General features: G+C 58.1%; 24 protein-coding genes and 3 pseudogenes. 8 read left to right on the top strand and 19 right to left on the bottom strand.

All coding sequences use genetic code 11. The features are described from left to right. Window positions 1-18 precede the first annotated feature (18 nt). Window positions 19-489, bottom strand: coding sequence for an acetyl-CoA carboxylase biotin carboxyl carrier protein (accB, locus tag AC0L8G_RS08240; protein ID WP_473388282.1), 471 nt, complete (start codon window positions 487-489; stop codon window positions 19-21). Between the two features lie 43 nt (window positions 490-532). After that, window positions 533-988, bottom strand: a complete 456-nt coding sequence (gene aroQ, locus AC0L8G_RS08245) for a type II 3-dehydroquinate dehydratase (protein WP_473388283.1) — start codon at window positions 986-988, stop codon at window positions 533-535. A gap of 126 nt (window positions 989-1,114) precedes the next feature. On the opposite strand from aroQ, the gene thiS reads away from it, so the two are divergent. The 3 genes and pseudogenes from thiS (at window position 1,115) to AC0L8G_RS08260 (ending at window position 2,976) form a co-directional block, all read left to right on the top strand. After that, window positions 1,115-1,315, top strand: coding sequence for a sulfur carrier protein ThiS (gene thiS, locus AC0L8G_RS08250; RefSeq protein ID WP_473388285.1), 201 nt, complete (start codon window positions 1,115-1,117; stop codon window positions 1,313-1,315). A 15-nt stretch (window positions 1,316-1,330) separates the two neighbouring features. After that, window positions 1,331-2,100 (top strand): annotated as a pseudogene (locus AC0L8G_RS08255) (thiazole synthase). A gap of 66 nt (window positions 2,101-2,166) precedes the next feature. Beyond that, window positions 2,167-2,976: a UDP-2,3-diacylglucosamine diphosphatase gene (locus AC0L8G_RS08260; protein ID WP_473388286.1), complete on the top strand. Its 810-nt coding sequence runs from the start codon at window positions 2,167-2,169 to the stop codon at window positions 2,974-2,976. Between the two features lie 22 nt (window positions 2,977-2,998). Here AC0L8G_RS08260 and AC0L8G_RS08265 read toward each other — a convergent pair whose 3' ends face one another. Beyond that, entirely contained in the window at window positions 2,999-4,126 is a 1,128-nt protein-coding gene (locus AC0L8G_RS08265; protein WP_473388287.1) for an aminotransferase class V-fold PLP-dependent enzyme, read from the bottom strand. Between the two features lie 231 nt (window positions 4,127-4,357). On the opposite strand from AC0L8G_RS08265, the pseudogene clpB reads away from it, so the two are divergent. Further along, window positions 4,358-7,019: pseudogene (gene clpB / locus AC0L8G_RS08270) on the top strand (ATP-dependent chaperone ClpB). A gap of 9 nt (window positions 7,020-7,028) precedes the next feature. Then, complete coding sequence (locus AC0L8G_RS08275) at window positions 7,029-7,232, top strand: hypothetical protein (RefSeq protein WP_473388289.1); 204 nt, start codon at window positions 7,029-7,031, stop codon at window positions 7,230-7,232. A 2-nt stretch (window positions 7,233-7,234) separates the two neighbouring features. Here AC0L8G_RS08275 and AC0L8G_RS08280 read toward each other — a convergent pair whose 3' ends face one another. From AC0L8G_RS08280 to AC0L8G_RS08330, 11 genes and pseudogenes are all read right to left on the bottom strand, one after another. Beyond that, on the bottom strand, window positions 7,235-8,431 hold the full coding sequence (locus tag AC0L8G_RS08280) for a TIGR03087 family PEP-CTERM/XrtA system glycosyltransferase (RefSeq protein ID WP_473388292.1): 1,197 nt from the start codon (window positions 8,429-8,431) through the stop codon (window positions 7,235-7,237). Next, window positions 8,428-8,580, bottom strand: a complete 153-nt coding sequence (locus tag AC0L8G_RS08285; RefSeq protein ID WP_473388293.1) for a hypothetical protein — start codon at window positions 8,578-8,580, stop codon at window positions 8,428-8,430. Before AC0L8G_RS08285 ends, AC0L8G_RS08280 begins: the two co-directional genes overlap by 4 nt. 84 nt (window positions 8,581-8,664) lie before the next feature. Next, window positions 8,665-8,988: pseudogene (locus AC0L8G_RS08290) on the bottom strand (GNAT family N-acetyltransferase); the annotation flags it as partial. Between the two features lie 504 nt (window positions 8,989-9,492). Then, window positions 9,493-10,365, bottom strand: a complete 873-nt coding sequence (locus tag AC0L8G_RS08295; protein WP_473388294.1) for an XrtA system polysaccharide deacetylase — start codon at window positions 10,363-10,365, stop codon at window positions 9,493-9,495. A gap of 13 nt (window positions 10,366-10,378) precedes the next feature. Then, the gene (locus AC0L8G_RS08300) at window positions 10,379-11,800 is read right to left on the bottom strand and encodes an XrtA/PEP-CTERM system-associated ATPase (RefSeq protein ID WP_473388296.1); all 1,422 of its coding nucleotides are present in this window, start codon (window positions 11,798-11,800) and stop codon (window positions 10,379-10,381) included. Window position 11,801: 1 nt separating this feature from the next. Continuing rightward, entirely contained in the window at window positions 11,802-12,905 is a 1,104-nt protein-coding gene (locus AC0L8G_RS08305) for a hypothetical protein (protein ID WP_473388298.1), read from the bottom strand. Next, complete coding sequence (locus AC0L8G_RS08310) at window positions 12,844-13,494, bottom strand: hypothetical protein (RefSeq protein ID WP_473388300.1); 651 nt, start codon at window positions 13,492-13,494, stop codon at window positions 12,844-12,846. Before AC0L8G_RS08310 ends, AC0L8G_RS08305 begins: the two co-directional genes overlap by 62 nt. 4 nt (window positions 13,495-13,498) lie before the next feature. Beyond that, the gene (locus tag AC0L8G_RS08315; protein ID WP_473388301.1) at window positions 13,499-14,428 is read right to left on the bottom strand and encodes a P-loop NTPase family protein; all 930 of its coding nucleotides are present in this window, start codon (window positions 14,426-14,428) and stop codon (window positions 13,499-13,501) included. Then, entirely contained in the window at window positions 14,425-15,972 is a 1,548-nt protein-coding gene (locus tag AC0L8G_RS08320) for an XrtA system polysaccharide chain length determinant (RefSeq protein ID WP_473388302.1), read from the bottom strand. The genes AC0L8G_RS08315 and AC0L8G_RS08320 overlap by 4 nt, the downstream gene beginning before the upstream one ends. A 31-nt stretch (window positions 15,973-16,003) precedes the next feature. After that, window positions 16,004-16,648 (bottom strand): XrtA/PEP-CTERM system exopolysaccharide export protein, encoded by a 645-nt coding sequence (locus AC0L8G_RS08325; protein WP_473388303.1) that lies wholly within the window; start codon window positions 16,646-16,648, stop codon window positions 16,004-16,006. A gap of 214 nt (window positions 16,649-16,862) precedes the next feature. Then, a complete protein-coding gene (locus AC0L8G_RS08330; RefSeq protein ID WP_473388304.1) occupies window positions 16,863-17,666 on the bottom strand; it encodes an exopolysaccharide biosynthesis polyprenyl glycosylphosphotransferase in 804 nt (267 codons plus the stop codon). Between the two features lie 400 nt (window positions 17,667-18,066). On the opposite strand from AC0L8G_RS08330, the gene AC0L8G_RS08335 reads away from it, so the two are divergent. The 3 genes from AC0L8G_RS08335 (at window position 18,067) to AC0L8G_RS08345 (ending at window position 21,183) form a co-directional block, all read left to right on the top strand. Beyond that, window positions 18,067-20,130, top strand: coding sequence for a glycosyltransferase (locus AC0L8G_RS08335; protein WP_473388305.1), 2,064 nt, complete (start codon window positions 18,067-18,069; stop codon window positions 20,128-20,130). Between the two features lie 31 nt (window positions 20,131-20,161). Beyond that, window positions 20,162-20,572, top strand: a complete 411-nt coding sequence (locus tag AC0L8G_RS08340) for a FliO/MopB family protein (protein ID WP_473388307.1) — start codon at window positions 20,162-20,164, stop codon at window positions 20,570-20,572. A 131-nt stretch (window positions 20,573-20,703) separates the two neighbouring features. Then, window positions 20,704-21,183: a hypothetical protein gene (locus AC0L8G_RS08345; protein WP_473388308.1), complete on the top strand. Its 480-nt coding sequence runs from the start codon at window positions 20,704-20,706 to the stop codon at window positions 21,181-21,183. A 72-nt stretch (window positions 21,184-21,255) separates the two neighbouring features. Here the strand turns inward: AC0L8G_RS08345 and AC0L8G_RS08350 are convergent, their stop codons facing one another. The 5 genes from AC0L8G_RS08350 to bcp all read right to left on the bottom strand — a co-directional run bounded on the left by AC0L8G_RS08350 (window position 21,256) and on the right by bcp (window position 24,611). Then, a complete protein-coding gene (locus AC0L8G_RS08350) occupies window positions 21,256-21,750 on the bottom strand; it encodes a bactofilin family protein (protein WP_473388310.1) in 495 nt (164 codons plus the stop codon). Window positions 21,751-21,853: 103 nt separating this feature from the next. Then, a complete protein-coding gene (locus AC0L8G_RS08355; RefSeq protein WP_473388312.1) occupies window positions 21,854-23,164 on the bottom strand; it encodes a peptidoglycan DD-metalloendopeptidase family protein in 1,311 nt (436 codons plus the stop codon). Window positions 23,165-23,312: 148 nt separating this feature from the next. Beyond that, the gene (locus AC0L8G_RS08360) at window positions 23,313-23,738 is read right to left on the bottom strand and encodes a ferritin-like domain-containing protein (protein ID WP_473388314.1); all 426 of its coding nucleotides are present in this window, start codon (window positions 23,736-23,738) and stop codon (window positions 23,313-23,315) included. Continuing rightward, window positions 23,719-24,144 (bottom strand): DUF455 family protein, encoded by a 426-nt coding sequence (locus AC0L8G_RS08365; protein WP_473388315.1) that lies wholly within the window; start codon window positions 24,142-24,144, stop codon window positions 23,719-23,721. Before AC0L8G_RS08365 ends, AC0L8G_RS08360 begins: the two co-directional genes overlap by 20 nt. After that, complete coding sequence (gene bcp / locus AC0L8G_RS08370; protein ID WP_473388317.1) at window positions 24,141-24,611, bottom strand: thioredoxin-dependent thiol peroxidase; 471 nt, start codon at window positions 24,609-24,611, stop codon at window positions 24,141-24,143. The genes AC0L8G_RS08365 and bcp overlap by 4 nt, the downstream gene beginning before the upstream one ends. Window positions 24,612-24,675 lie beyond the last annotated feature (64 nt).

A 24,675-nucleotide genomic window follows, 5' to 3' on the forward strand; every position in this document is an offset into this window, starting at 1 on the left:
TCGGCTTATGGGGCCGGCTTACTCGATGATGAGCAGCGGCTCGTCAAATTCGACCGGTTGGGAATCAGAGACCATGATCTTCACGACTTTTCCCGAACGCGGCGCCGCGATCGGATTCATCGTTTTCATCGCCTCAACGATCAGCACGGTCTGGCCTTCGGTCACATTGGCGCCTTCACGAATGAACGGATCGGCGCCGGGCGACGGTGATAAATACGCTGTGCCGACCATAGGCGATTTGACTGCGCCGGGATGCGCAGCGCTTGGCGCCGCCGCAACCGGGGCCGCCATCGCAACGGGCGCTGCTGCAACAGGCGCGGGGGCAGGAGCCGCGTACGCCGCTGCGCCGCCCTGGCGCGAAACACGCAGGCGCGTGTTGTCTTTTTCAATTTCGATTTCAGTCAGGCCGGTTTCTTCGAGGATGCCGGCGAGCTCGCGAATCCAAGCCGCCTCCGGCCCGTGATCTTTTTGGTCTTTTTTGTCGGACATGCAATTCCCGCTTCTTCAGATACAACACGCTACGCAGGCGGAATCAGGAGGCCGCGCGGCTTTCGATAAGGCTTTTAAGGGCTTCGAGCGCCAAACGATAGCCCGTAGCGCCGAACCCCATAATCGCGCCGTCGACCGCTGCCGCCGTGACCGATTGCCGCCGGAATGGCTCGCGCGCATGGATATTAGATAGATGGAGCTCAATTTTGGGTATCGCCGCTGCGGACAGGGCATCCAGAAGGGCGATGGAGGTGTGGGTATAGGCGCCCGGATTGATGATAAGGCCGGCCCCTTTGGCGGATGCTTCCTGCACCCAGTCCACCAGCGTTCCTTCGGTGTTCGACTGGCGAAACTCAGTAGTGTAGCCAAGTTCCTTGGCGCGGGAGACCGTCGCCGTTTCGATGTCGGCGAGGGTGGTTTTCCCGTATATTTCGGGTTCCCGCGTCCCCAGCAGGTTCAGATTGGGCCCGTTGAGGACATAGATTGTCTTCGAAGCCATGGTTTTTCCGTCGTTTTCCTTGCGGGCGCCGCCGCGCCTGAATACATCTGCGCCCTATCGGGGCCGGTTATCCGGTATAAAAGCGCGCCCCGGCCTCGCGCAATAGACGGAAGAGATTGAATTTTCATGGATATTACCGTGAATGGCGAGAAAAAGTCGTTTGACGGCCCGTTGACCGTGTCTGACCTCCTTGCTGCGCTGGAGCTTCAGCCCCGGAAAATCGCTGTGGAGCGCAATCTGGAGATCGTGCCGAAATCGCAATTTGGCGAGACGGCGCTGATGAATGGCGACCAAATTGAAATCGTCCAGTTCGTGGGCGGAGGTTGAGGCCGGGAAGAGACAATGTCTGACGTTTTGGAAGTGGCGGGCCGCAAGCTCGCCTCAAGGCTGATTATCGGCACCGGTAAATACAAGACCTATGAGGAGAATGCGCGCGCCGCAGAAGCGGCCGGCGCAGAGATGGTCACGGTCGCGGTGCGGCGGGTGAACCTCACCGATAAGGATAAGCCGCTTCTGGTCGACTATCTCGATCCGAAAAAATACATCTATTTGCCGAATACCGCCGGTTGCTTCACCGCCGAAGATGCGATCCGCACCCTTCGCCTTGCCCGCGAGGCTGGGGGTGGGAACTGGTGAAGCTGGAAGTCCTTTCCGACCAGAAAACGCTCTATCCGGACATGGAGGAAACGCTGCGCGCGGCGAAGCTCCTGATCAAGGAGGGCTTCGACGTCATGGTCTACTGCTCCGATGATCCGGTCTATGCGCGCAAACTCGAAGACGCAGGCTGCTGTGCAATCATGCCCCTGGGCTCGCTCATCGGGTCGGGACTCGGGATCATGAACCCGGTCAATATCCGTCTCATCGTCGAGCAATCATCCGTGCCGGTCATTGTCGATGCTGGCGTCGGCACCGCATCCGACGCCGCGATGGCGATGGAGCTTGGCTGCGACGGCGTACTTATGAACACCGCGATTGCAGAAGCCAAAGATCCGATCCTGATGGCGAGCGCCATGAAGCACGGCGTTATCGCAGGCCGCGAAGCCTATCTCGCCGGCCGCATGCCGAAGAAGCGCTATGCTGACCCGTCGAGCCCGCTTGCTGGCTTGATATAGGCGGGGCTGATTTAGCAGCCGTTCTGTCACAAAACTCTCACGAAATCGGGGCATTGATTTCGTGCAATGGAACGCAAACAACCGAAATATCGCGCAATCTTTATTTCGGATGTGCATCTCGGCTCACAAGGCAGTCAGGCCGAAGCCCTGTGTGAGTTTCTCAAGGCGAACACCTGCAATCAACTCTACCTGGTCGGCGACATTGTTGATGGCTGGCGTCTGCGCAAGAAGTGGTTCTGGCCTCAGTCTCATACCAATGTCATCCGCCGTATTCTGACGGTTTCCAAGCGCGGCTCGGAAGTGATTTATCTTGTGGGCAATCATGACGAGTTTCTGCGCGCCTTTCTTCAGTTCCGGGTCAATTTCGGGCGCGTCCTGATCCGCAACAGGGCCGTTCATGAGGGCGTGGACAAGAAGCGTTATCTTGTCGTTCACGGCGACATGTTTGACGGCATGATGCGCGCCGACAAGAAATGGATCATGTTTCTTGGCGACAATCTCTATAATTTTCTGCTTTGGACAAACACCAAGCTCAACAGCGTTCGCCGTCGTTTCGGCATGCCTTACTGGTCTTTGTCGCAGGCGCTGAAAAAGAAAACCAAACGCGCATTGAACTACATTCACAACTTTGAAGATCACGTCGCGGGCTACTGCCGCCGCAAGGGATTTGACGGCGCGATATGCGGTCATATCCATGTCGCCGAAATGCGCGACATTGGGGGCGTCGCCTACATGAATGACGGCGATTGGGTTGAGAGCTGCACAGCCCTGGTGGAACATCATGACGGGCGCTGGGAGCTTGTTGAACACAAACCCGACGCAATGCAGCCCGCAAGGGCGCCGCAGGCCGTGCGGGAGCCGGTCAGCGTGGCTTAAACCCAAAGCTTGGCGGTTTGAACTAGGCGATCTTGTCGAGCGCTGCTTCGAGTCGCGCAACGGCCCCGTCAACATCCGATAATTTGTCAAGACCGAATAGGCCGACGCGGAAGGTGGAAAACCCTTCCGGCTCGTCGCATTGCAGGGGCACGCCGGCGGCGATCTGCAACCCTAGCGCGGCGAATTTCGAGCCATTCTTGATGCCGGGGTCGGTGGTGTATGACACGACAACCCCCGGCGCTTCAAAGCCTTCCGCCGCAACGGAGGGGAAACCGCGCGACTTCAACAGCGCGCGGACTTTGCTGCCCAATTCCCACTGAGCTTCGCGCATCGCTTCATAACCGCGCTGTTTGGTTTCCAGCACCGCATTCAAAAATCCGCGCAGCGCGTCGGTGGGCATGGTCGCGTGATAGGCATGCCCGCCATTTTCATAGGCCTCCATGATCTCAAGCCATTTGCCGAGATCACAGGCGAAGCTCGTCGACTTAGATGACTTCACACGCTCGCGGCCTTGCTCGCTCATCATCACGATCCCGGCGCAAGGGGAGGCGCTCCATCCCTTTTGCGGCGCGCTGATCAGGAAATCGACGCCCGTTTCTTTCATGTCGACCCAGACGCAGCCTGAAGCGATGCAATCGAGCACAAAGACCGCGCCGGCCGCATGCGCCGCGGCGCTAAGTTTCTTCAGGTAATCATCCGGGAGGATCATGCCGGATGACGTCTCCACATGCGGGGCGAAAACTACGTCCGGTTTTTCTGCGGCGATACGCGCGGTTACTTCCTCAATCGGCGCGGGGGCGAATGGAGCATCAGGCGCGTTCGCGGGTTTGCGCGCCTTGAGCACGATGGTTTCCTCGGCGATTTTGCCGGTCTCCAGAATCTGCGTCCAGCGAAACGAAAACCAGCCATTGCGCACGACCAGCACTTTTTTGTCGGTCGCAATCTGGCGGGCGACCGCTTCCATGGCATAGGTGCCGCCGCCGGGAACCAGGGCGACGGCCTGTGCATTATAGACGCCCTTCAACTCTTCATTGAGGCCGCGCATCACCGATTGAAAAGCCGCTGACATGTGATTGAGCGAGCGGTCGGTATAAACGACGGAATATTCAAGCAGGCCGTCGGGGTCGATGTCGGGGCGTAGAGCTGGCATGGGGGTGTCCTGTTGTAAGTCGCGGGCGGGCTGGCCAAGTGTTTTCCGCACAAAGCAGGGGATTTGTAAACCGCCCCGTTACTTGCCGTGTGAGGCCTAAAATCCGCGCCTGAGCGCCGCTTTTTTGCCGCCCCGGCTTGATTTGGGCGGTTCCGCCCCCATTTTGATTTGGAACAAGGCGTCGCCTTTTTGGGGCGCTATTAACTCTTTGACGCTCAACTTGAGGTCGATATGCAATTGGAAAACTACACCGACCGCGCTCGCGGTCTCATTCAGGCCGCCCAGACCATCGCACTGCGCGACGGCCATCAACAATTCACACCTGAACATGTTCTAAAAGCGCTCCTCGACGATCAGGAGGGGCTCGCCGCGAATTTGATTCGCGCTGCAGGCGGACAGCCGGAAAAAGCGCTGCAGCTAACGGACGAGGCGCTTGGCAAGCTACCCAAGGTCGAGGGCGGCAACGGCCAGATTTATATGGCGGCGCCGACCGCAAAAGTTTTTGCTGCTGCTGAAGAGATTGGAAAGAAAGCGGGTGACAAATTCGTCACCGCCGAGCGCCTGCTCACTGCGTTGGCGGTAGAGGCAAGCGCAGGCACCGCTAAAATTCTGAAGGACTCCGGCGTCACGGCGGCGAAGCTCAACGAAGCCATCAATGACATCCGCAAGGGACGCACGGCTGACACGGCGTCGGCGGAGCAAGCTTATGACGCGCTGAAGCGCTATGCGCGCGATCTAACTGAAGCAGCGCGAGACGGAAAGCTCGACCCGGTTATAGGTCGAGATGAAGAGATCTCGCCGGACCATGCAGGTGCTTTCGCGCCGGACGAAAAACAATCCTGTGTTGATAGGCGAGCCGGGTGTCGGCAAGACCGCCATTGCGGAAGGTCTGGCGTTGCGCATCGTCAATGGCGATGTCCCCGAGAGCCTGAAAGACAAATCATTGCTTGCGCTGGATATGGGCGCGCTGATCGCCGGTGCGAAATATCGCGGCGAGTTTGAAGAGCGCCTGAAGGCGGTGTTGACGGAAGTCACCGAAGCGGCAGGCAAAATCATTCTGTTTATTGATGAGATGCACACGCTTGTGGGCGCCGGCAAGTCAGATGGCGCGATGGATGCGTCAAACCTGTTGAAGCCCGCGCTTGCGCGCGGTGAGTTGCACTGCGTGGGCGCGACCACGCTCGACGAATATCGTAAATATGTTGAAAAGGATGCTGCGCTTGCGCGTCGTTTCCAGGCGGTGTTTGTTGATGAGCCGACGGTTGAAGATACGATTTCAATACTGCGCGGCCTGAAAGAAAAATACGAACTTCATCACGGGGTGCGCATTTCCGACAGCGCGATCGTTGCGGCCGCAACCCTGTCGAACCGCTATATCACTGATCGGTTCTTGCCGGATAAGGCGATTGACCTTGTAGATGAGGCGGCGTCGCGCTTGCGCATGGAAGTGGATCTGAAACCGGAAGAGCTCGACGAACTCGACCGGCGTATTATTCAAATGAAGATCGAGCGAGAGGCGCTGAAAAAAGAAGACGACCGCGCTTCGAAGGACCGTCTCGAAAAGCTCGACAAGGAATTGTCGGAGCTGGAGCAGAAATCAGCCGATATCACTGCTCGCTGGCGGGCGGAGAAGGATAGCCTCGCATCGTCTACAAAAGTGAAAGAAACGCTTGATCAGGCTCGGCAAATGCTCGCGGATGCCGAACGCCGCGGCGATCTCGGCCGTGCGTCGGAGTTGAAATACGGGGAGATCCCAGCGCTTGAAAAGCAGCTTGCCATGACCGAGGCGAAAGCTGACGAGGCGTCCGCAAAGGCGCTTGTTCATGAAGTCGTCGATGATGAAAATGTGGCGGCGATCGTGTCGCGTTGGACCGGCGTGCCTGTCGACAAGATGCTTGAAGGCGAGCGGGCGAAATTACTGTCGATGGAAGACGGGCTCGGCAATCGGGTCATTGGCCAGCATGAAGCGGTGACGGCGGTGTCGGCTGCGGTGCGTCGCGCCCGTGCCGGGCTGAAAGATCCGAACCGGCCCATGGGTTCGTTTCTGTTCCTCGGTCCTACCGGTGTCGGCAAAACCGAGCTGACAAAAGCGCTGGCGGAATTCCTGTTTGACGATGAAACGGCGATCGCGCGCATCGACATGTCGGAATTCATGGAAAAACATTCGGTTGCTCGCCTGATTGGCGCGCCGCCGGGATATGTGGGCTATGAGGAAGGCGGCGTGCTAACTGAGCGCGTGCGGCGGCGCCCCTATCAAGTTGTCTTGTTCGATGAAATCGAAAAAGCACACCCGGATGTGTTCAACGTGCTGTTGCAGGTCCTTGACGACGGCCGCCTGACTGACGGGCAGGGCCATACGGTGGATTTCAAGAACACGCTGATTATCATGACCTCGAATCTCGGCGCCGACTATCTGGCGAACCAGCCGGAAGGCGAAGATTCAGATGCCGTTCGTCCGCAAGTGATGGAGGCGGTGCGCGCGAAATTCCGTCCGGAATTTCTCAACCGGCTCGATGAAATCATCCTGTTCCATCGCCTGACGCGCGATAATATGGATGCCATCGTTGATATCCAGATTGAGCGCCTGCAAAAGCTGCTTGTTGACCGCAAGATCACGCTCTCGCTTGATGAAGCGGCGCGCAGCTGGCTTGGCGACAGCGGGTATGATCCGGTTTATGGCGCGCGGCCTTTGCGGCGAGTCATACAGAAAAAGCTGCAGGACCCGCTTGCGGAATTGATTTTGGCCGGCGAAGTGGCTGACGGAGAAACGCTAAATGTTTCGGCCAATGGCGATGGGCTGACGATAAACGGCAAGCCGGTCGGCGGCAGGGATGCGTTTTCGCTCGGCGGCGTGAGCCCGGACGCGCCGGCGCCCGGCGCGCTCCTAAATTAGGGTGACGCCATGGCGGATAAAAACTCGAAATGGACGCCGGACGATGAAGAGGGTCTGAAAGACCTTATTCGCGCCACTATCAAGAGTGCGGGATCGCTGGATCCCGCGCTCCTTCCTTCGAAAGTGCGCGATCAGATCAGGGGCCGCGTTAAGGGTGATGTTGATGTCGACGCCTATGTAAAAAAGGTTCTCGCCGAAACGCGCAAGAAGTAGCGTTACAAGCCCAGCCGATCGAGTGCTTGGTCGAATCTGGCCAGGGCGGCGCCCCAATCATGATGGTTCAACACGAAACGCCGCGCCGCCGCGCCAATCACGCGGCGACGGTCTTCATTTTCAAGCAGCGCGCAAATTTCTTGCGCCATTGCTTTCGGTGTGTCGGCGATGATTGATGCGTCCTTCGGCGCGTTAATGCCCGTCATGGCCTCCGGCGAGGCGACAACCGGTTTTTCCATCGCCATGGCCTCAAGCACCTTGTTTTGAATGCCGCGTGCAATGTTCAATGGCGCAACGATGGTTTTCGCACCGCAAAGCCATGGGCGCACATCGTCAACCCGGCCGGTGACGGTGATCCCGTCCTTTCCGTCCAGCGCGCATATTTCTTTCGAAGGATTTGCGCCGACGATGGCGAAGCTTGCGGCCGGACGATGCATTCGAATCAATGGCCACACGCGTCTTACAAACTCGCAGACGCCTTCAATATTGGCCCGATAGTCCATGGCGCCGACAAAGACGCAATCATGAATGGGCGCTTCCGAGCTATCGATAGCATCCGGATTAAAATAATCCGCGTCGACGCCATTGCAAAACCAGTCAACGGATTTCGTCATGCCCGAGCGGTTATTGAACACCGCCGCCTCGTCCGGCGTGATCGCGAAGCTTGCATCCGCCCAGCCAGCGATCTGCGTTTCCGCTCGCGCCATAAAGTCAGCCTCGCGCGCATAGACGGACTTTATGACGCCCCTGGCGCCCTGTGAATAGCCGCGCCATTTCTCTGCATCGGAATCGCAGAAATCGACAATGCGTTTGCGTCCCGGTATTTGCGTTTCCAGATAGGGCGCCATGGAAGATGAAAAGGCGATCTCCGCCGCGAGCGGTTTCTGTCTGACGATGCGAAGCGCAGCTTTCATTCTGTCGCTTTGGAAATATGAAAAACTCAAGGGCATGCCGGACAAGATACCGCCGAGGCTCCTGATGCGCGCAATATGCGGATTCAATCTTATGATCGTCACGCTGGCGCAATGATTTTCAAGAAACTGTTTGTGCACGAGGTCACGCGGATCGTCGGCGAAACAGGCGAGGTGCACGCGAAAGCGTGATGTCAGATGTTTGAGAATGCGCCATGAGCGTATCTTGTCACCCTTATCCGGCGGATAGGGGATGCGATGGGCGAGAAACAGGATTTCCGGTTTCATGGGAAATTCGGCGCGAGCAAAGGCCCGAGCCGGTTCGCCACCGCGCCCGGAAGGGATGGCCACATTTTGGAGAGCGCGGCAAATTTTGGATTGCGCGCATTAATCTCGGGCATGGCGTTGGCGCCGATCAGGCTTACTTTGTAGGTCAATGGGCGCGGTTCTATTCCCCAAAGCTTTTTATACGCATAAGCGCCGCTGTTTATTTTGCTGCGGCCAAAGTCAAATCGGGTGCAGCCTTTTTCGGTAGCCCGGCGCATGATGGACCAATAAAGAAAATCAAACGCCCGACTGGCGCGCGCCGTTTCCGATGCGCCCACATAATAGGGTAGGGCGACATCCTTGAAATAAAATGTAACGAGCGCAGCGAGCGCTGCGCCATTCTGCTCAACGATGGAGATTTCCGCGTTCTGCGCAAAAATTGCCAGCAGCGCGTCGAGGAATCGTTTGGGAAAAACCGGCGTGCCGAGGCGATGCAGGGACTGCGCATAGAGTTCGTAGAAGAGTTCGGGCTCGCCATTGTGGCGGATAGACAGGCCGCCTGTCGTTGCGGCGTCCAGCGCTTTGCGAGATCTCTGCGCGGCGCTTGCGCGGAATGGCGGCGAGCGCCTGGGCCTCGTCTCGGATCAATGCGGTCTCAAATCCTGCGTGAAGGCCGGTTTTCGAGCGCCAATTGTCTGCGACGAAATTGCTGCGACATTCGATGTAACGAACGCGCCGGCTTTCGCCAAGTCTGGCGGCCTCATTCAACAAAGAATCAAGGGCCTCCTTGTCGTCCGCCAGCGGGCCGCCGCCGACGGAAAATGCGGTTGAGACAAGCGAGGCGCCGAGCAACGGTGTTCGGGCTTCGGTTAGCGCCAATATGCCTACCAGCGCACCGTCGCGCTCTGCGGTCAGATAGTGGGTGTCGTAATTGTACGTGCGTTTTACGGCGTCTCCCCACCCCGACAGATGAAAAAAAGTTCCCTGCTTGTGGTCGTCTACATATTTGTTCCAGCGCGTCGCACAGCAAGCTGTATCGGTCGTGACGGTAACAGGTGAGCGCTGAATTGCCGGTAATGCGCTCATGATCGTTGATCCGGCAACAATGTTTCATCGATCCGCGCCCATGAAAAATGGGTCAGCAGCTTCGTCAGCTTTTTCTCTGTCGTTTTGAGATTGAGATAGTGACGGAATTTCGATTTGGCCGATGCGCGGTTCAGGCGCGGCTGGTCCGGGTCGATCTCCCATGGATGAAAATAGAAAATGACCGGGCCGGTGAGCGAGGATGCAGCTTTTTCCAGCAGCATTTTTGATACGGCCAATGGCGCTGCACGAAACCAGCCGCCGCCAGCGGCGCTGACGCGCTTTCCGAACAGGCTGGCGGTCGCGACAGGCGCTTCAATTATTCCGGCAGATGTCTCAAAGGGTGATTGCGGTGCAGTAGCGTCGCCATAATGGTCATGTGAAATAGGATGCGTGCTTGAAGAATAGACATGCCCCGCTTCTGCGAGGGCTTCGTGGGCCCAGGGCGTGTCGCGTCCGATTGAAAAACCGGCCGCGCGGTAGCCCTTCACCTCTTGACCGGAAAGGTCTTCAAGCAGGGCTTTGGTTTTTTTTACGTCAGCGGAAAATGCATTGCGCGTTTGCGCGGTGACCTTTGTGTGATCATAGCCATGGCTCGCCAGCTCGTGCCCGCGATTGACGATTTCGCGAACCAGTTCCGGATCCCGTTCGGCGACCCAGCCAAGGGTGAAAAATGTGCCCTTTGCGCCATGCTGGTCAAAGAGATCAAGGCAGCGGCGCGTATTGTCGCCGACGCGTAGTGAAAAACCGTCCCACGATCTACGCGAGACAATGTCGGCAAACGCCCAGACCTGGAAATAATCTTCAACGTCGACCGAAAGCGCAAAGCGGTGGCGGTTTTCCGCTGGGTTTATGGAGGTTTGCCTGGTCATGCGCGCTGGCGCGTTAATGCTGCGCCTGGCGCAGTTCATTGAGCAGGGTTTCCGCGCGTTGAAGACCTTCCGCGATATTGGCGCGGCGTTTGCGCCCGGCATTTGCCGATTTTGTGAGGCGGACAATATTGCCGTTCGCCTGTTTCAAATCTTCGCGGGCGTCTTCGATTGTGCGCAACATTGTTTTACGCTTGGCTGGCACATCGGTTGTCGCGGGAGTTTCATTGTCGCCTGGCGCTGCGTCGATCTCTTCTGCAGCGGCGGCGATTGCATTGGCGACATCGGTCAGGGTCGCTTCCTGCCGGTCTTCAGGCAATTTCTTGGCGCGAAGGCGATCAAGAACGCTCATGGATGAGGGCAAGCCCGTCTTTGACGCGAGCGGCTTCAACGGCACGGTCTCGCTACCTCGAGGCGGTGCGGCCTCAATGGGGTTGTCGGGCGCTTCATCGCCGACTTCGGCTTCGCCGGGTGCGGGCTCTGACTTTGCCCGCGCTTCATCAAGAGACAAAATAACCGCGTCTTTAAGGCCCGCCATTGCATCTTCTTCGGCCGGCGCAACGGCATGCACAGCCTCATCAACCTGCGCGACCGGCGGCATCGCATCCGCCGGCTTGCGCGCTTCGAGTTTTTCTTCGCGGAGTTCCGCACAGACCGTTTCAACGACCTTGGCGGTCACCTCATGCGCCTTTTCCAGCGAGCAATACAGCATCAAGCGATTGCTCAGCGTATTAATGCGCCGGGGCAGCCCGTTCGTTTCTGCATAGATGGCTTTGAACGCGCCCTTGGTGAAAGCAGGGTCTTCCCGCCAGCCGGCGACGGCGAGGCGGTGCTGGATATAGTCCCGCGTTTCTTCTTCGGAGAGCGGCTCCAGATGATAGGAGGCAATGACGCGCTGGCGCAATTGCTCCATATTCGGCGCTTCCATGATGGCGCGAAACTCAGGCTGCCCAACTAAAAACACCTGAAACAGCGGCGTGCCTTCATAGTCGATATTCGACAGCATTCGCAGCTCTTCCAGTGTTTTGAAGGGAAGGTTCTGCGCCTCATCAATAATCAACAGAACCCGGCGTCCGCGATTGAGCTGGTCGAAAAGATAATCTTCAAAGGCTTCGATTTCGCCGGTGCGACCTTCGCCTTCAGGTTCGATACGAAATGCGGAGAGGATCTGACTTAACAGATCTTCCGGCTCGATATTGGAGGTGAGCAGATTCGCAGCGACAACGTTCGACGCATTCAGCTGGTCGAGAAGGTGGCCAATCACCATTGACTTGCCGGCGCCAACCGGCCCTGTAATGACGATAAAGCCTTCCGCCTGTTTCACGCCATAATGGAGATAGGCCATCGCCTTATTGTGGCTCCGGCTGCCATAAAAGAAGCGCGGGTCCGGGTTTAGCCGGAAAGGCGCGTCGGTCAGTCGGAAAAACTCTTCATACATCTCAGAAATCCAGGGTGATCCCGGCCAGGATGGAGTTCTCGCCATATTCAAGTGCGGGATTGTCAGCGAAGCGTTCTGAGTGAGACCCTTCGATGAACAATGAAGCGTTTTCATACAGGCGGTATGACGCGCCGATACGCGCGACGACAGTGTCCGTAATGCCGTCATTCGCCGCGAGGTTTGCGCAATCGGTCATGGCGTTGAAAGCAGGGTCCGTCGGGTCGAAACCAAAGATAAGCGGGTTCGCCTCGCAAGTCGTCGGATCGAATGTTGAATCAATGTGACGATACAGCACCGACCCATACCCCGTGACGCGGCGCGAGACTTGCCGGCGAATATTCATTCCGCCGCCAATGGATTTGACCTGACGGAAGCCAAAATCATCGTCTCCATAATACCCGTTCGCGGAAATTTCCGTGCGCCCAAGATCACCGGTCAGCGTGGCGGAAGCATTATCGGAAACTGAAACGCCGTTTGTCTGCGCGCTGCCATATCCCTGTCCCTGGGCGTACCAGTTTGCAGCGTCGATGACCCCGCGTGCGTTCAGCTCTTGTCCCGCGCGAAGCTGGTCTGCGAATTCAAGGGCGCCGCGTTGTGTCGACTGGAACTGAGAGGTGACGGACTGCGCACGCGTGCGGAAGGAGCGGCTGGCGGCGGCGGTGAACACGAAGCGCTGCGAGATCGCGTAGCGTGCGTCAGCATCAATAAAGTCGTCGCCATAGCGTTGGCCATATTCGATCCGGATCGAAGATCGCGGTCCCGGGTCTGCCGAAAAACCAGCGCGCCAGAAGAAGCCGGAAAGCACGTTGTCGTCGAAGAACATGGCGGCGGCGCCCTGATTTTCGATTTCGTCATAGCCGACGCCGCCGGACAGCGCGAAACGGTCAGTCAGCGCATATTGGCCCGAAACGGAAACTGATCCCTGGCGAAAGCCGAAATCGGAAAGCGGTGTAACGGAGTCTTCTGTGGTGTCGCTGCCAAAGGCGGTGAATTTCAAACGGGCGCGGTCAAACTTTCGGCCGGTGTCATACTGCGCAAGAATTTCATGCGTGATCGAGATCGTTGATGGAGCCGCCGGTGAGGAGCGATGACAGTGATTTGTCATCGTCCACGAAAACTTGCGAATAGCGGTAGCGCAGCTCAACCGTCGATTCATCGGAAAGTTCGTGAAACACATACGGGCTGGCGGAATAGGAATGAACATTGGCTTGCTGGTTCCGGCCGGAATTGATGTTGCCGGAAAATCTTGCATTGTCTCCGACCAACTGGCGCGAAGTGGAGCCGGACAGGTCGAAATACAGCCAGTTGTCTAGACCGGTGAATGTGCTTGTCGCGCCGATATTCTGGCTGATCTGAATTTCATCCTGATTCAGCATGTAGGAGAAATCGACATCGCCGAGAACGAGCGCTGTGACGCGCGGCGTTGAAACAATGGCGCCGCCGGTGAGCAGGGTGGACAGGTAATACTCGTCTTCTTTCAGCGCGCCCCGCTGCAGATTGATATTGTCGGTGTATCCTGCGCGCAGCGACACGCCGGCGGAATAGCCGAAATAATTGGTCTGCAATTTCAGCGGCGCTGTCGGTCCGGTGACTTGCGCGAGCGCTGCGCCCGCGAAAACAACCGTTGCAGCGGATGCAAGCAATATTCGTTTCGCGCGTGACGACGTAGTCGGATATTTGCGATGCTGCCCCATGGAATTATCCTTCGCTTGAGATTTTGGACGCAGCGGGCGCTGACGCGGCCTCGCTGCGGTCATAATATTCATAAGAGCCATAATGTGCGCCGCCTGCGCCAATCTGACAGCGGTTCAGCATCAGGCTGATATTCGGATTGATGTCGATCAGTTCATCGACGGCGGCTGCGACTGCGGGTTCGGGCGTAGAGTTCGCTTCGACGACGAAGACGATTTCATCGGCGAATTTCGCAAGCCTTACGGCGTCTGTCGCCGCCAGAACAGGCGGCGCGTCGATGATGACTAGACGGTTTGGGTCAGCCGTAGATAAGTCAGACCAAAATTGTTGCGCTTTGGCGGTGGCGAAAAGGTCTGTCGGCCGATCGCCGCGGGCGCCTTCGGGCAGAATTGAGAGCGGCGCTTTCTCCGAGCGCCAGCCCATGGCTTCCACATCGCATTCTGAATCCGTAAGCCGGTCGGCAAGGCCGGGCGCCGCGGGAAGGGAAAGCCGTTCCCGGATTTTTGGCCGCGCAAGGTCAGCATCGATCAGCAGCGTTTCGATTTGATCCTCGAAAGCGAGGCTGAGCGCAAGATTGATCGCGGTGAAGGTTTTGCCTTCGCCGGCGCGCGTGGAGGTGACGAGGATCAGATTTCGCTGCTTGCCGGAATGACGAAAAGCCTGGCGCTCGCCTGATGCACGCAAATACCCGATGCGGCGCAACAGCCGGCGTTTGACCGCGCGCAGTTCCAGCGCCAGTTGGGTTGAGCGTTCGTCCGGATTGAAGACGCCTTCTTTTGAAAGAGCCGCGAAGTCGAGATCGAAGGTCGCGCGTTCGCGGACGACCGGTTCAGCCTCGGCGACCGATAGTTTCTTGTTGGGCTTATCTTTTTTCTTCGGCTTTTTCTCGAATGATCCTTTGAGGACCGTGGCGCCTGCTTTTTCAATCAAGCTCATGATGACAGCCCCCCTTCAAGGAAGGAGACCTGCACCGCGGCGTCAGCCGGCGCGAGCGCCAAAACCGGCAGGCGGAACACGGTCAGATATGCGTAGACGCCAATAATTGCGACTAAACCGGCGCCAGCCATGGCGAGGCGCATATGGTCCTGTTTGCGAAGTGCAAAGACTGAGTCTGACCGGGTTTCGCTTATGGCGCCCAATACAGGCAGGCCGAACGCCGCCTGCAATTCGCTTGCTTGCGTATAGCTTTTGTCGAGCAGAGTCAGGGCGAAGGCCGCGCCTGCGCCGACAGCTCCTGCTGCGAGCAGGACGCCCATAATCAACAGGAAGCGTGGCGGATCACTGGGTGCGAGGGACTCGGCGGGCCACTCAAACACTTGATATTCCACGCCGCGCCCTGCCGCCCCAAGATTGCGCGTCAGATCAAGGCGGTCGCGGCGCGACAGGAGTTCCTCATAGGTTTTTTGGGTCTGCTCATATTCACGCACAATCTGGCGCAACTCAGCTTCCACTGCCGGCGCCTGGCCGGCGGCGAAATCGAGCGCCTTGAGTTTTTCTTTCAGGCGTTGTTCGCGCGCAGTGAGCATTGCCACTGAATCTTGCGCGACCTTAAGCTCGGAACTGAGCCGCACATATTCAGGATTGGCCGACAAGGCCGCGTTGTCTTTTTCAAGTTCGGTGATGCGTGCGACCACGCCGCGAATGTCCGGGTGATTGTCTTCATACTGGCTGCGCAAAGCGGCCAGTTCGACCTTCAAGCGATCCAGTTCGCCGCCGGAGGCGCGGCGCGGCGTCGCCGACATCAGGTTTTGCAAGGTCAGGACGCGGCCCTTGGTGCGTTCGATTTCATCATTGACGCGAACCAGCTCATTTTCCTTGAGCTCCCGCTGCCTTAGCGCGCCCTGACTTTCCGTCAGCTCAGATGAATGGGCGGCGCGAAAAACGGCAACCGCATTTTCATTGGCGACGAGTTTTTCCTCATATTCCTCCACCTGAAGGTCGAGGCGGCGGCGCGCGGCTTCGCTTTCAGAAAGGCTGGCGCCGAGATCCTGCTCGATCAGCATGTTGAGAACCGCATCAACAACCGTGCGCGCAATTTTCGGATCGTTGTTCTTGTAGGAAATGATGAAATACATTTCTCGCGGGCTGTCGATTTTGATTTGGCTCGCAACCCAGTCGACCATGTTTTGCATTTTGACGCGGCGTTCAATCGGGCTGCGCGCTTCAATGGTTTTATCGAGCCCCGACCGCCGGATGATTTCCTCGACATTCGGCCGGGTCAGCAATTGCAGGCGCATGACTTCGACGCGCCGGGAGTAATCCGGACGCGCCGTGAATCCATTGAGGACAGGTTCGAGGATCGTTTCAGTCTGCACAAAGACCTGCGCGCGGGATTCAAATTTATCGGGCACCAGCCATAGGGCGAGGAAGCCGACAAGCACGGCGCCCCAGGTGATTGCGACCACCAGCCAGCGCCGGCGCCAGAGCCCGTTAAGGCCGCGCAAAACCGGTTGAGGCAGATCGGAAAACTTGAACACCACGCTTTACCCCAGGGCCCGAAGGCGCGCTCTGTTAGAGCGCGCTTTCAGGAATCAAAATCACATCGCCCGGCAAGACCGGAACATTCGCCGAAATGTTGCCCTTGCGCAGGAGATCGTTGAGACGCAGGCGATAAGACTGGCGGTCTTCGCCCTGGCCGCGGATCAATACGGCGCGATTGCCTGCCGCAAATTCCGTCAAGCCGCCAACGGCGACCATCACATCCAGAACCGTCATGCCGGCCTGATAGGGCAGGGCGATCGGCTGCTGGGCTTCGCCAAGCACGCGCACCTGCTGATCATAGGTCGAAGAGAAGTCGCTTACGATCACCGTGACTTCCGGCGCGCGAACATATTCGCGCAAAACGCCTTCAAGGTCATTGGCGAGTTGCGAAGGTGTTTTGCCGGCGGCGACCATGTCTTCCACCAGCGGCGTTGAAATGCGCCCATCCGGACGAACGGTGACTTTTGTCGAAAGCTCTGGCGCGCGCCAGACGAAAATCTCAAGCTGGTCGAGCGGGCCGACAAGATAGTCGGGCGCCGCCGCCGCTGCTTCTGTGGCGCTGCTTGGCGCGGCCTGAAGCTGTTCTCCGCCGATCCCGAGCGTATTGCAGGCGGCGAGTGTAAGAGCGGCGGCAATCGCAGCCGCAGCGCGGATCGTGTCATTAATCTTAATCATGGTCATATCCCTATGGCGTCCAATGAGCGTCAGGCCGGCGCGACGGCCCCGAAATCCCATGTCAGTCTAAAGGCAACGCAAAATCTTTGCCATGCCTCCCCCTGAACTGCGCGAAGCGCAAAACCGCGTAAAAACAAGGCTTCTCCCCAGCTTTGCTCTCGATCCTCTCGGCTGATTCCGCCGAAATCAGGAGTCGCAATCGACAAGGCCCGCGCTAGCGGCTGCCAAGACCGAAAAGCGCCACCCTGACCGTCATCAGAACGATCAGAAGGTCAAAAACCGGGGAAAAATGCCGGATATAGTAAAGATCATAGCGCAGCTTGTTGCGCGCGCCCTCAACAGAGGCGGCGTATTCGTACTTCACCTGCGCCCAGCCGGTGATGCCCGGTTTGACCAGATGCCGGCAGTGGTAATTCGGGATCTCAAGCTCCAGTTCGCTCACGAATTCCGGCCGTTCCGGACGCGGACCTACAAAGCTCATTTCGCCGCGCAACACATTGATTGTTTGCGGTATTTCGTCAATCCTGAATTTCCGGATGAAGCGCCCAACGCGGGTAATCCGCAGGTCGTTTTTAGCCGCGTATTGCGGCCCGTTCGCCTCCGCGCCGACAAACATCGACCGGAATTTGAAGACCTCGAATTCCTCGCCGCCATAGCCGACCCGGCGCTGTCGGTAGAGGACGGGTCCCTTGCTGTCGAGCTTGATGGCCAAAGCGGTGACCAACAGCACCGGCGCCATGCAAAAAACCAGGCCGAGGCTGAGGCAGAAATCGAGCAGCCTTTTGGTTCGGCTGGATGACGGAGCAGCTATCCGGCGGGCCGCCGCCTGATAGTCTTGCGGGGCAATTCTCGCGAGATCGACAGTTCCCTTGGGGAAAGATGGTTCGAGAAGTCCAAGCCCGTCGCGGGCCAGTTGGCTGGGAAGGAGCCTGCGTGTGTCCGGATGCGTGATCAGACGCGACGAGGCCACCGCAGCGCCGACCGCCAAAGCAATGACAATCACGTAAAGAGCCAACATCTCCCAGCCTTAAATCCGCCGGGAATGCGGCCTTGCGCCGTGAATGTCCCGGATTGCGACGATCCACGGCGTTTCCCGCACAAAGCATGCCTAACGAAAAGTTAAAGACTGAGATGAGGCGCGACGGCGGGCGCTTTGCGGTGAGAGAGCAATGTCGCAAACGTTGTTCGACGCTGTCCCAATTCGGGAAAAGGCGCGCGATCGGCAGATTTTCGCACAAGCGCTTTTTTAAAGCCTCGCGAGGTAGGTTTGCGGCGACGGCGCCTGACCTGCGCTGACCGGGACTGGCCGCAATGCGCATATTACTCTTTTCGACTCTTTTCCGAATGAAGCGGCGCGCGCGCATGGCGTCTTCGTCGAAAACCGCCTCAATGCCTATCGCAAGAAATATGATGCGGAGGTGAGAGTCGTTGCGCCCGTTCCGTGGTTTCCGTTTTCACATCCAATCTTCGGGCGCTATGCGAGCTATGCGCGCGCCCCGGAGTTTGAACAGCGTCATGGCGTCGATATTCACCACCCGCGTTTTCTGATACCGCCGAAACGGGCGATGCATGCGACGCCTTACGCGTTGACGCGGTGTTTGCGCCGGCAGGCGGAAACGCTGATCGCCGAAGGGTGGGACTTTGATTTCATCGATGCGCATTACTTCTATCCGGACAGCGTGGCGGCGGCGCAAGTTGCGCGTGAATTAGGCAAGCCATTCGTCGTCACCGCACGCGGCACGGATGTGAACCTGCTGCCTTCCTTCGAGGCGCCGCGACGGAAAATTGTCGATACGGCATGGCGCGCCGATGCGGTCATCACAGTGGCGGACGCGTTGAAGCAAGAACTGGCGAGGCTTGGCGCGCCAGCGGAAAAAATCTCGGTGCTTCGAAACGGGGTCGACCTCGACAAATTTTCTCCTATCGACCGTGAAACGGAACGCCGCGCTCTCGGGCTCGATGGATTGGTGCTGGCAAGCGTCGGCCAACTCGTCGAACGCAAAGGCCACGGCATTGTCATTAAAGCCCTGCAGGATCTGCCTGCGGCGACATTACTGATCGTCGGGGCGGGGCCGGACCGGCGAATACTTGAAGAACAGGCGAATTCGCTAGGGGTGGCGGCGCGCGTCAGATTCCTCGGAGAGGTCAGCCATGACGAACTTAACGGCGTATACTCCGCCGCGGACATTCTCGTGCTGGCCTCCTCACGCGAAGGCTGGCCGAATGTGCTGTTGGAAGCCATGGCGTGCGGCACGCCCTGCGTCGCGACGGATGTCTGGGGAAATAGCGAAGTGATCGCCGCGCCTGAAGCCGGGCGCCTTGCGAGCGAGCGCACTCCCGGCGCAATCGCTGCTGCGGTTAAGGACCTTCTCAGCGCGCCTTCGGGACGCAAGGCGACACGTCTCTATGCAGAGAAACATTCCTGGGATGAAACCGCGGATGGGATGGATCTGATTTTTCGTCAATTGGCTGAAAAATCCCAAGCAGCTGCGGCCCTTAAAATTACGCCATTGGTGAGCAATAAGCCTCAGGCGCGTCCGCGCCTCATCGTTACGGTGGATACGGAAGAGGCTTTTGACTGGAGTTGTTTTGACGGCGATGCGCATAAGGTTCCAGCTATGGGCGGCATTGAGCGATTTCAGTCGCTTTGCCGGGAAGAGGGAACCGCGCCGCTCTATTTCCTGACATGGCCGATCCTGAAGGACAAAGCCGCTGCATCATGCTTTGCAAGCATGCACAAATCCGGTGAGGCGGGTTTTGGACTGCACCTTCATCAGTGGACAACGCCGCCCGGTGATTTTCGCGGCGAGTATTTTTCATTTCAGAAAAACCTGCCGCGCAACGCCTATGCCCGGAAGCTCAAAAAGTTGTCAGAAGAATTTGAAGCGGTTTTTGGTGAGGCGCCTGTCGCCCATCGCGCCGGGCGCTATGGGGTTGGCCTTGCGGATTATGCTTTGCTGAGCGAGGCCGGCATTCAATTTGATTTCAGTCCAAGCGCCGCTTTCGATTTTTCTGCGCGCGGCGGGCCGGATTTCTCTGCAATGTCAAACCGGCCTTTCGCGGTGGAGGCGAATGGACCGCGCATTTTCGTCACTCCTGTCACGGGGGCGAAGGCCTTGCGGGGAACGCGAATTTTTCTGACCGGCGAAACCTCCGCACCCGGATTTGCTCCCTACAGGAATGACCTGTTTTCCAGAATGAAAATTCCCATGCGATTGTCGCCTGAGGGCGCCGGCCTTGAAGACATGCAGGCGCTGACGCGCAAGATTGTTGCAGATGGCGCCCCTGTGCTGACCTTCACCCTTCATTCGACGTCCTTGAGCCCGGGCGCCAGTCCCTATGCCCCGGATCAGGCAGGCGTGGAGAAAATATTGGCGACAAGCGCCGCGTTCCTTTCCTGGTTCCGCGAGTCTCTGGGCGGTGAAATCATCTCCTTCAAAGACCTGCAGGCGCTCTATAGCGATACAGGCGAGGTTGTTTAACAGCTCGTTAAACATAAGGCTGGTATTTTAGATGCTGGAGCAGATCGCAAAGGGCGTGACCATGCCAGCGTCGGAAATCTTACGAGTTGTGTTTGGGTTTGTTGCTGTCCTCGGCATGATCGGGGCATGCGCCTATGCCGCTCGCAAGGCGGGGCTTGCATCGCTTTCGGGCGCAACGGGCAATAAGCGGCGACTGGCGATCTCAGAAATGTTGCCGCTCGATGCGCGCCGGCGATTAGCGCTGATCCGTTGTGATGATGCGGAATATCTCATCGTTCTTGGCCCGTCTGGCGAAACGCTTGTCGCATCCGGACTGACGCCGAAATCCACAGAGGAAGGCGAACCCGCAACAGCGATGGCAAACCCCTTTAACGGGCTTGGTGCGATTGCTGACAAACTGCGCCAATCGCGCCTGCCACACCGCACAAAGGACGCCGCGTGAGCCTGCCATCGCTCGGCTAGCTGCCAGGCAGATTGCAGCGCAGCATTTCCCGGCTATTTCCGCCGCTTGGCTTGGCTCATTGAAGGCGGTAATGTCCGCCAACGTGGTTAAGGCAAGGACGGGGATATCAAATGATTCGAATTTTACTTCCGCTGGCGATTATCGCGGCGTTGTTCTTCGGGCCGATGTTTTCGGTGGAGACGAAAGACCCCGTGCGCGGCAAAAGCATGTCGACGGTGACCGGCGATTACTTCATCGGCAACACCGTCAACTGCGTCCGGAAAATGCAATTTCCGATCGGCGAAGAGTGCGCTTCTACAGGGGAAATGAAGGACTCTGCGCTTGTCGGCAGTGCGCTCTCCTGGTCGGCGTTGCTGGCCGGCGTTGCGGCGGTTTTGGGCGTCCCCGGATTGCTGCCGTTTCTGGGGCGCATCACAAGCATTGCAACGGTAGCGGCGGGGGTTGCCGCGCTGGGCTCGCTAGGGCTTTTCATGACGACGATGATCGGGTCGGAAGCCGGGCTCGGCGGGGTGCAATGGGGCGCGTATCTTGCGGCCGGATTGGCGCTCCTCACAACCATTTCGGGCTTGTCCGGCATGCGCGGGCGATAAACCGCATCAATGTTCCTGAACAAAAAAGGCCGCCTCATCGAGGCGGCCTTTTTCGTGAAGAATGACTTTGGTCTAGCGAAGCGGCGAACGGCCAACGCTCAAAAATGATGGTGTCTCGCCAGCGGTTGCGCGGTCGCCTGCTTCGGCGTCGTCGCTTGCTGTCGACACTGGCCGCGGGGCAGGAGCGGGAGCCGGCGCTGACGGACGCGCGCGACGGAAATCTTTTGCTGAGGTTTCAGAGAGCGGATCGTCTGAGTGACGGCAATTGCCTTCAAAATGCGCGCCGGTTTCCACTGACAGCGAGCTGTGAAGAATGTCGCCGAGAATATGAGAGGTAGACGCCAATGACACCGATTTGGCGCGAATGCCGCCTTCGACGCGGCCGCGGACCGTAACGGTCTCGCAAATGATTTCGCCCTTAACGGAAGCTTTTTCGCCGATGATGAGGGAGCCCGCTTTGACATCGCCTTCGAGCGAGCCGTCAAACTGGATCTCGCCAGCAGAGTTGATATTGCCGCGCATGACGACGTCTGAGGAAATGATGGATGGCACGCCGGCGGATTTCATGACGCCTGATCCCTTTCTTGGGGCTGCTTGCACACTGGCTTGCTGAACAGGCGCCTCCTGCGGCGCATTGTTCATCGATTTTGTGTCAGAATTTTTACCCGACTTAGCTTTCGAAAACATATCTACCTGCCTCGATAAAACGACGAGGATTTAGCGGCTTGCCCTTGTACAGCACTTCGTAGTGAACATGCGCACCGGTTGAGCGGCCACTGGACCCCAGTTCCCCAACTTTATCGTGAAGCGACACCTTTTGCCCCGTCTTCACACTGATCCGACTCATATGCGCGTAACGCGTCAAGAAGCCGTTACCGTGATTGATTTCAACCACGCGTCCGAATCCTGAGCGGGTGCCTGCGAAATGCACCACGCCGTCTGCCGTTGCGGTAATGGGAGAAGCCCAGGCCGCCGCGAAATCAATGCCGTTATGGCGGGCGTATTTGCCATTGATCGGGTCGCGCCGAATGCCGAAGCCGCTGGTGTAACGGCGCGCGACGATCAGCGGCGAGGATAGGGGCACGTTCTGCAACGCCTTGTTGAGCGCCGCCAGTTCATCAACCGCCATCGCTGTGCGGTTGGCGTGTTGGTAGAAAAGCGACGCCGCTTCACCGCCGGCGTCGAGGTCGATAAAGGGACCGCCCTGGGCCAGCATAGTGTTGGAGATCTTGGCCGGCGTAATGAGCGATTCAACCGGCACGCCGGCGCTGGTCAGCACCATGGTCAATTGCTCGCGTTCGGTATTGGCTTTTTCTTCAAGCGTGGCGAGGAGCATCATTTGCTCCATGTACAAATCCGCCGCTGCTTTGTTCATTTCCTTGATGGCTTCCGACGCGGTGCCATTCTGCTCCGCATCGTTTTGGCGGACTTGTTCCGCGCCAAGCTTTCTGGCGGCGGACATGCGTGATTGGCGCGGCGTAGGCTCGCCCGGCGCAACATCGATCATCACGCGGTTGCCATTGGCCGGACGCTGCCCGTTCGGCCCGCCGGCTTCCGACAAGCCCTTTGCGAGGGCGTCGAGCCCTTGGTCGATCGCCGCTTTGCGCTCGACCATATTTTGCAGAAGCTGGTGACGGGCGGAAATATCGCTCAGCGTTTCGTCGAAATTCTCTTTGATGATCTGGTTCAGCTCGCTGACATCATCATAGGCGCCCTGGGCATCATGCAGCCGCTTGGAGTAGGTGGTCTCCATGATCCGGCTGTCCCGGTCCTTGGCGACAATAATCTGCTCTTTGAAAACGACGTTAACAGACGCGTAGGCGACCCATAGCAGGGCGGCGCCAATGATCACCGCAAGCGCGATCTGGGTCTTGGAAGACATGGAAATGAAGTGAACGACCCCATCACTACGATGGTAAATCTGCCGTTCCTTAAAGAAACGGCTAAGTACGCGCCTCATTTTGCCGGAACGACGGCTCATTAATCGAACGCCCCTTGCACGCGTCTACTCACGCTACGATGCCCACCCTTGTCGCATAGCAGCGCAAATCCATGTGTGACGCAACAGTTATGTGATGGTGTAACGCTATTTTCCACCGTTCGCACCAGTCACCTTTACCTTAACGCCATTAAACGCGGTTTTCGTTTCCAATAGGTTCATAAAACTCTCTGGGAAGGCCCGCTCGGCCTCTGGCGTCGTAATTAAATGGTGGTTTCAGGCGGCCAGCGAAGAAATTCTCGCGAAGTTCGTGGAATGCCGCGACCGGATCCAGCCCCCGGGCGGCGCAGACCGCGTCAAACCAGTGCTTGCCGCAGGCCACATGGCCGACTTCTTCATCATAAATGACAGCGAGAACGGCGGCGCTGTTCGCGTCGCCGACACTGCGCAGCCTCTCCATCATATCAGGCGTAACATCCAGTCCTCTCGCTTCCAAAATGAGTGGCGCAATTGCTAGCCTTGCGAGGACGTCATGGCGGGTGACGAGGGCGGCTTCCCACAACCCGTCATGTGCGGGCAGATCTCCATAGGTGCAATCAAGTTCGCGGAGTCTCATCCTCTATCATATTGAAATGACGGGCTTCTTCGCCGCCTATCCGGATCCAGTCCGCGGCGAACCGGGCGTCGTCGAGGCTTTCGGCGCGGATCGCCGGCGTGAAACGCGCGGCCATGTCGAATGCGAGATCGATGGCGTTGAATTCGATATGGGCGACCGCATGAAGGAGGGCGGCGCGACCTTCCGGGGATCCAAGCTTGCGGCGCGGCACGTCGCCTGGCGGCACGAGCGTTGGATTTGCGGGCCTCGCAGGCCTTTCAGGGAGCTCAGAGGCGACGCCCAAGGGCGCTCCACCGGCCAAAAGGGTGTTAGCCCGTTCTGCGGCGGCGGTCTTTTGCGCCATGCCGCCAGCCGCCAGAACACCGCGCGCTGCTGAAAGCTGTGTTGAGGGAACCGTTACGGTCAAAGCGCCTTCACCGCCGCCAGCACCTCGTCAACATGCCCGGCAACCTTCACTTTGCGCCAGATTGTCCGGATGACGCCCTTTTCATCGATCAGATAGGTCGCGCGCTCGATGCCCATATACTTCCGGCCATACATGCTTTTTTCCACCCAGACACCGTAATCCTCGGTGACTTTGCCGCTTTCGTCTGCGCCCAGGGCAACCTTAAGGCCGTGTTTTTCCTTGAATTTCTGGTGCTTGGCCACGGTATCTCGCGAAACCCCCAGAATCACCGCGCCGGCGCGCTTGAATTTGGCGGCGGCCTCGGTGAAGCCAATCGCCTCCTTGGTGCAGCCGGCGGTGTCGTCCTTCGGATAAAAGAAAAGCACCAGTTTCTTGCCCGCAAAGTCCTTCAACGCGACGGTTTCGCCGCTATCGACAGCAAGGGTGAAGGACGGGGCTTTGACCCCTTCGGCAAGCGCTTTGGCCATTACGGTTTCCTCTGAATGCTCTGTTGTGGCGGCGCACCATATCGGCGTCGCAAAAAATCTCCAG

Source organism: Hyphococcus sp. D3-15, from assembly GCF_055809375.1.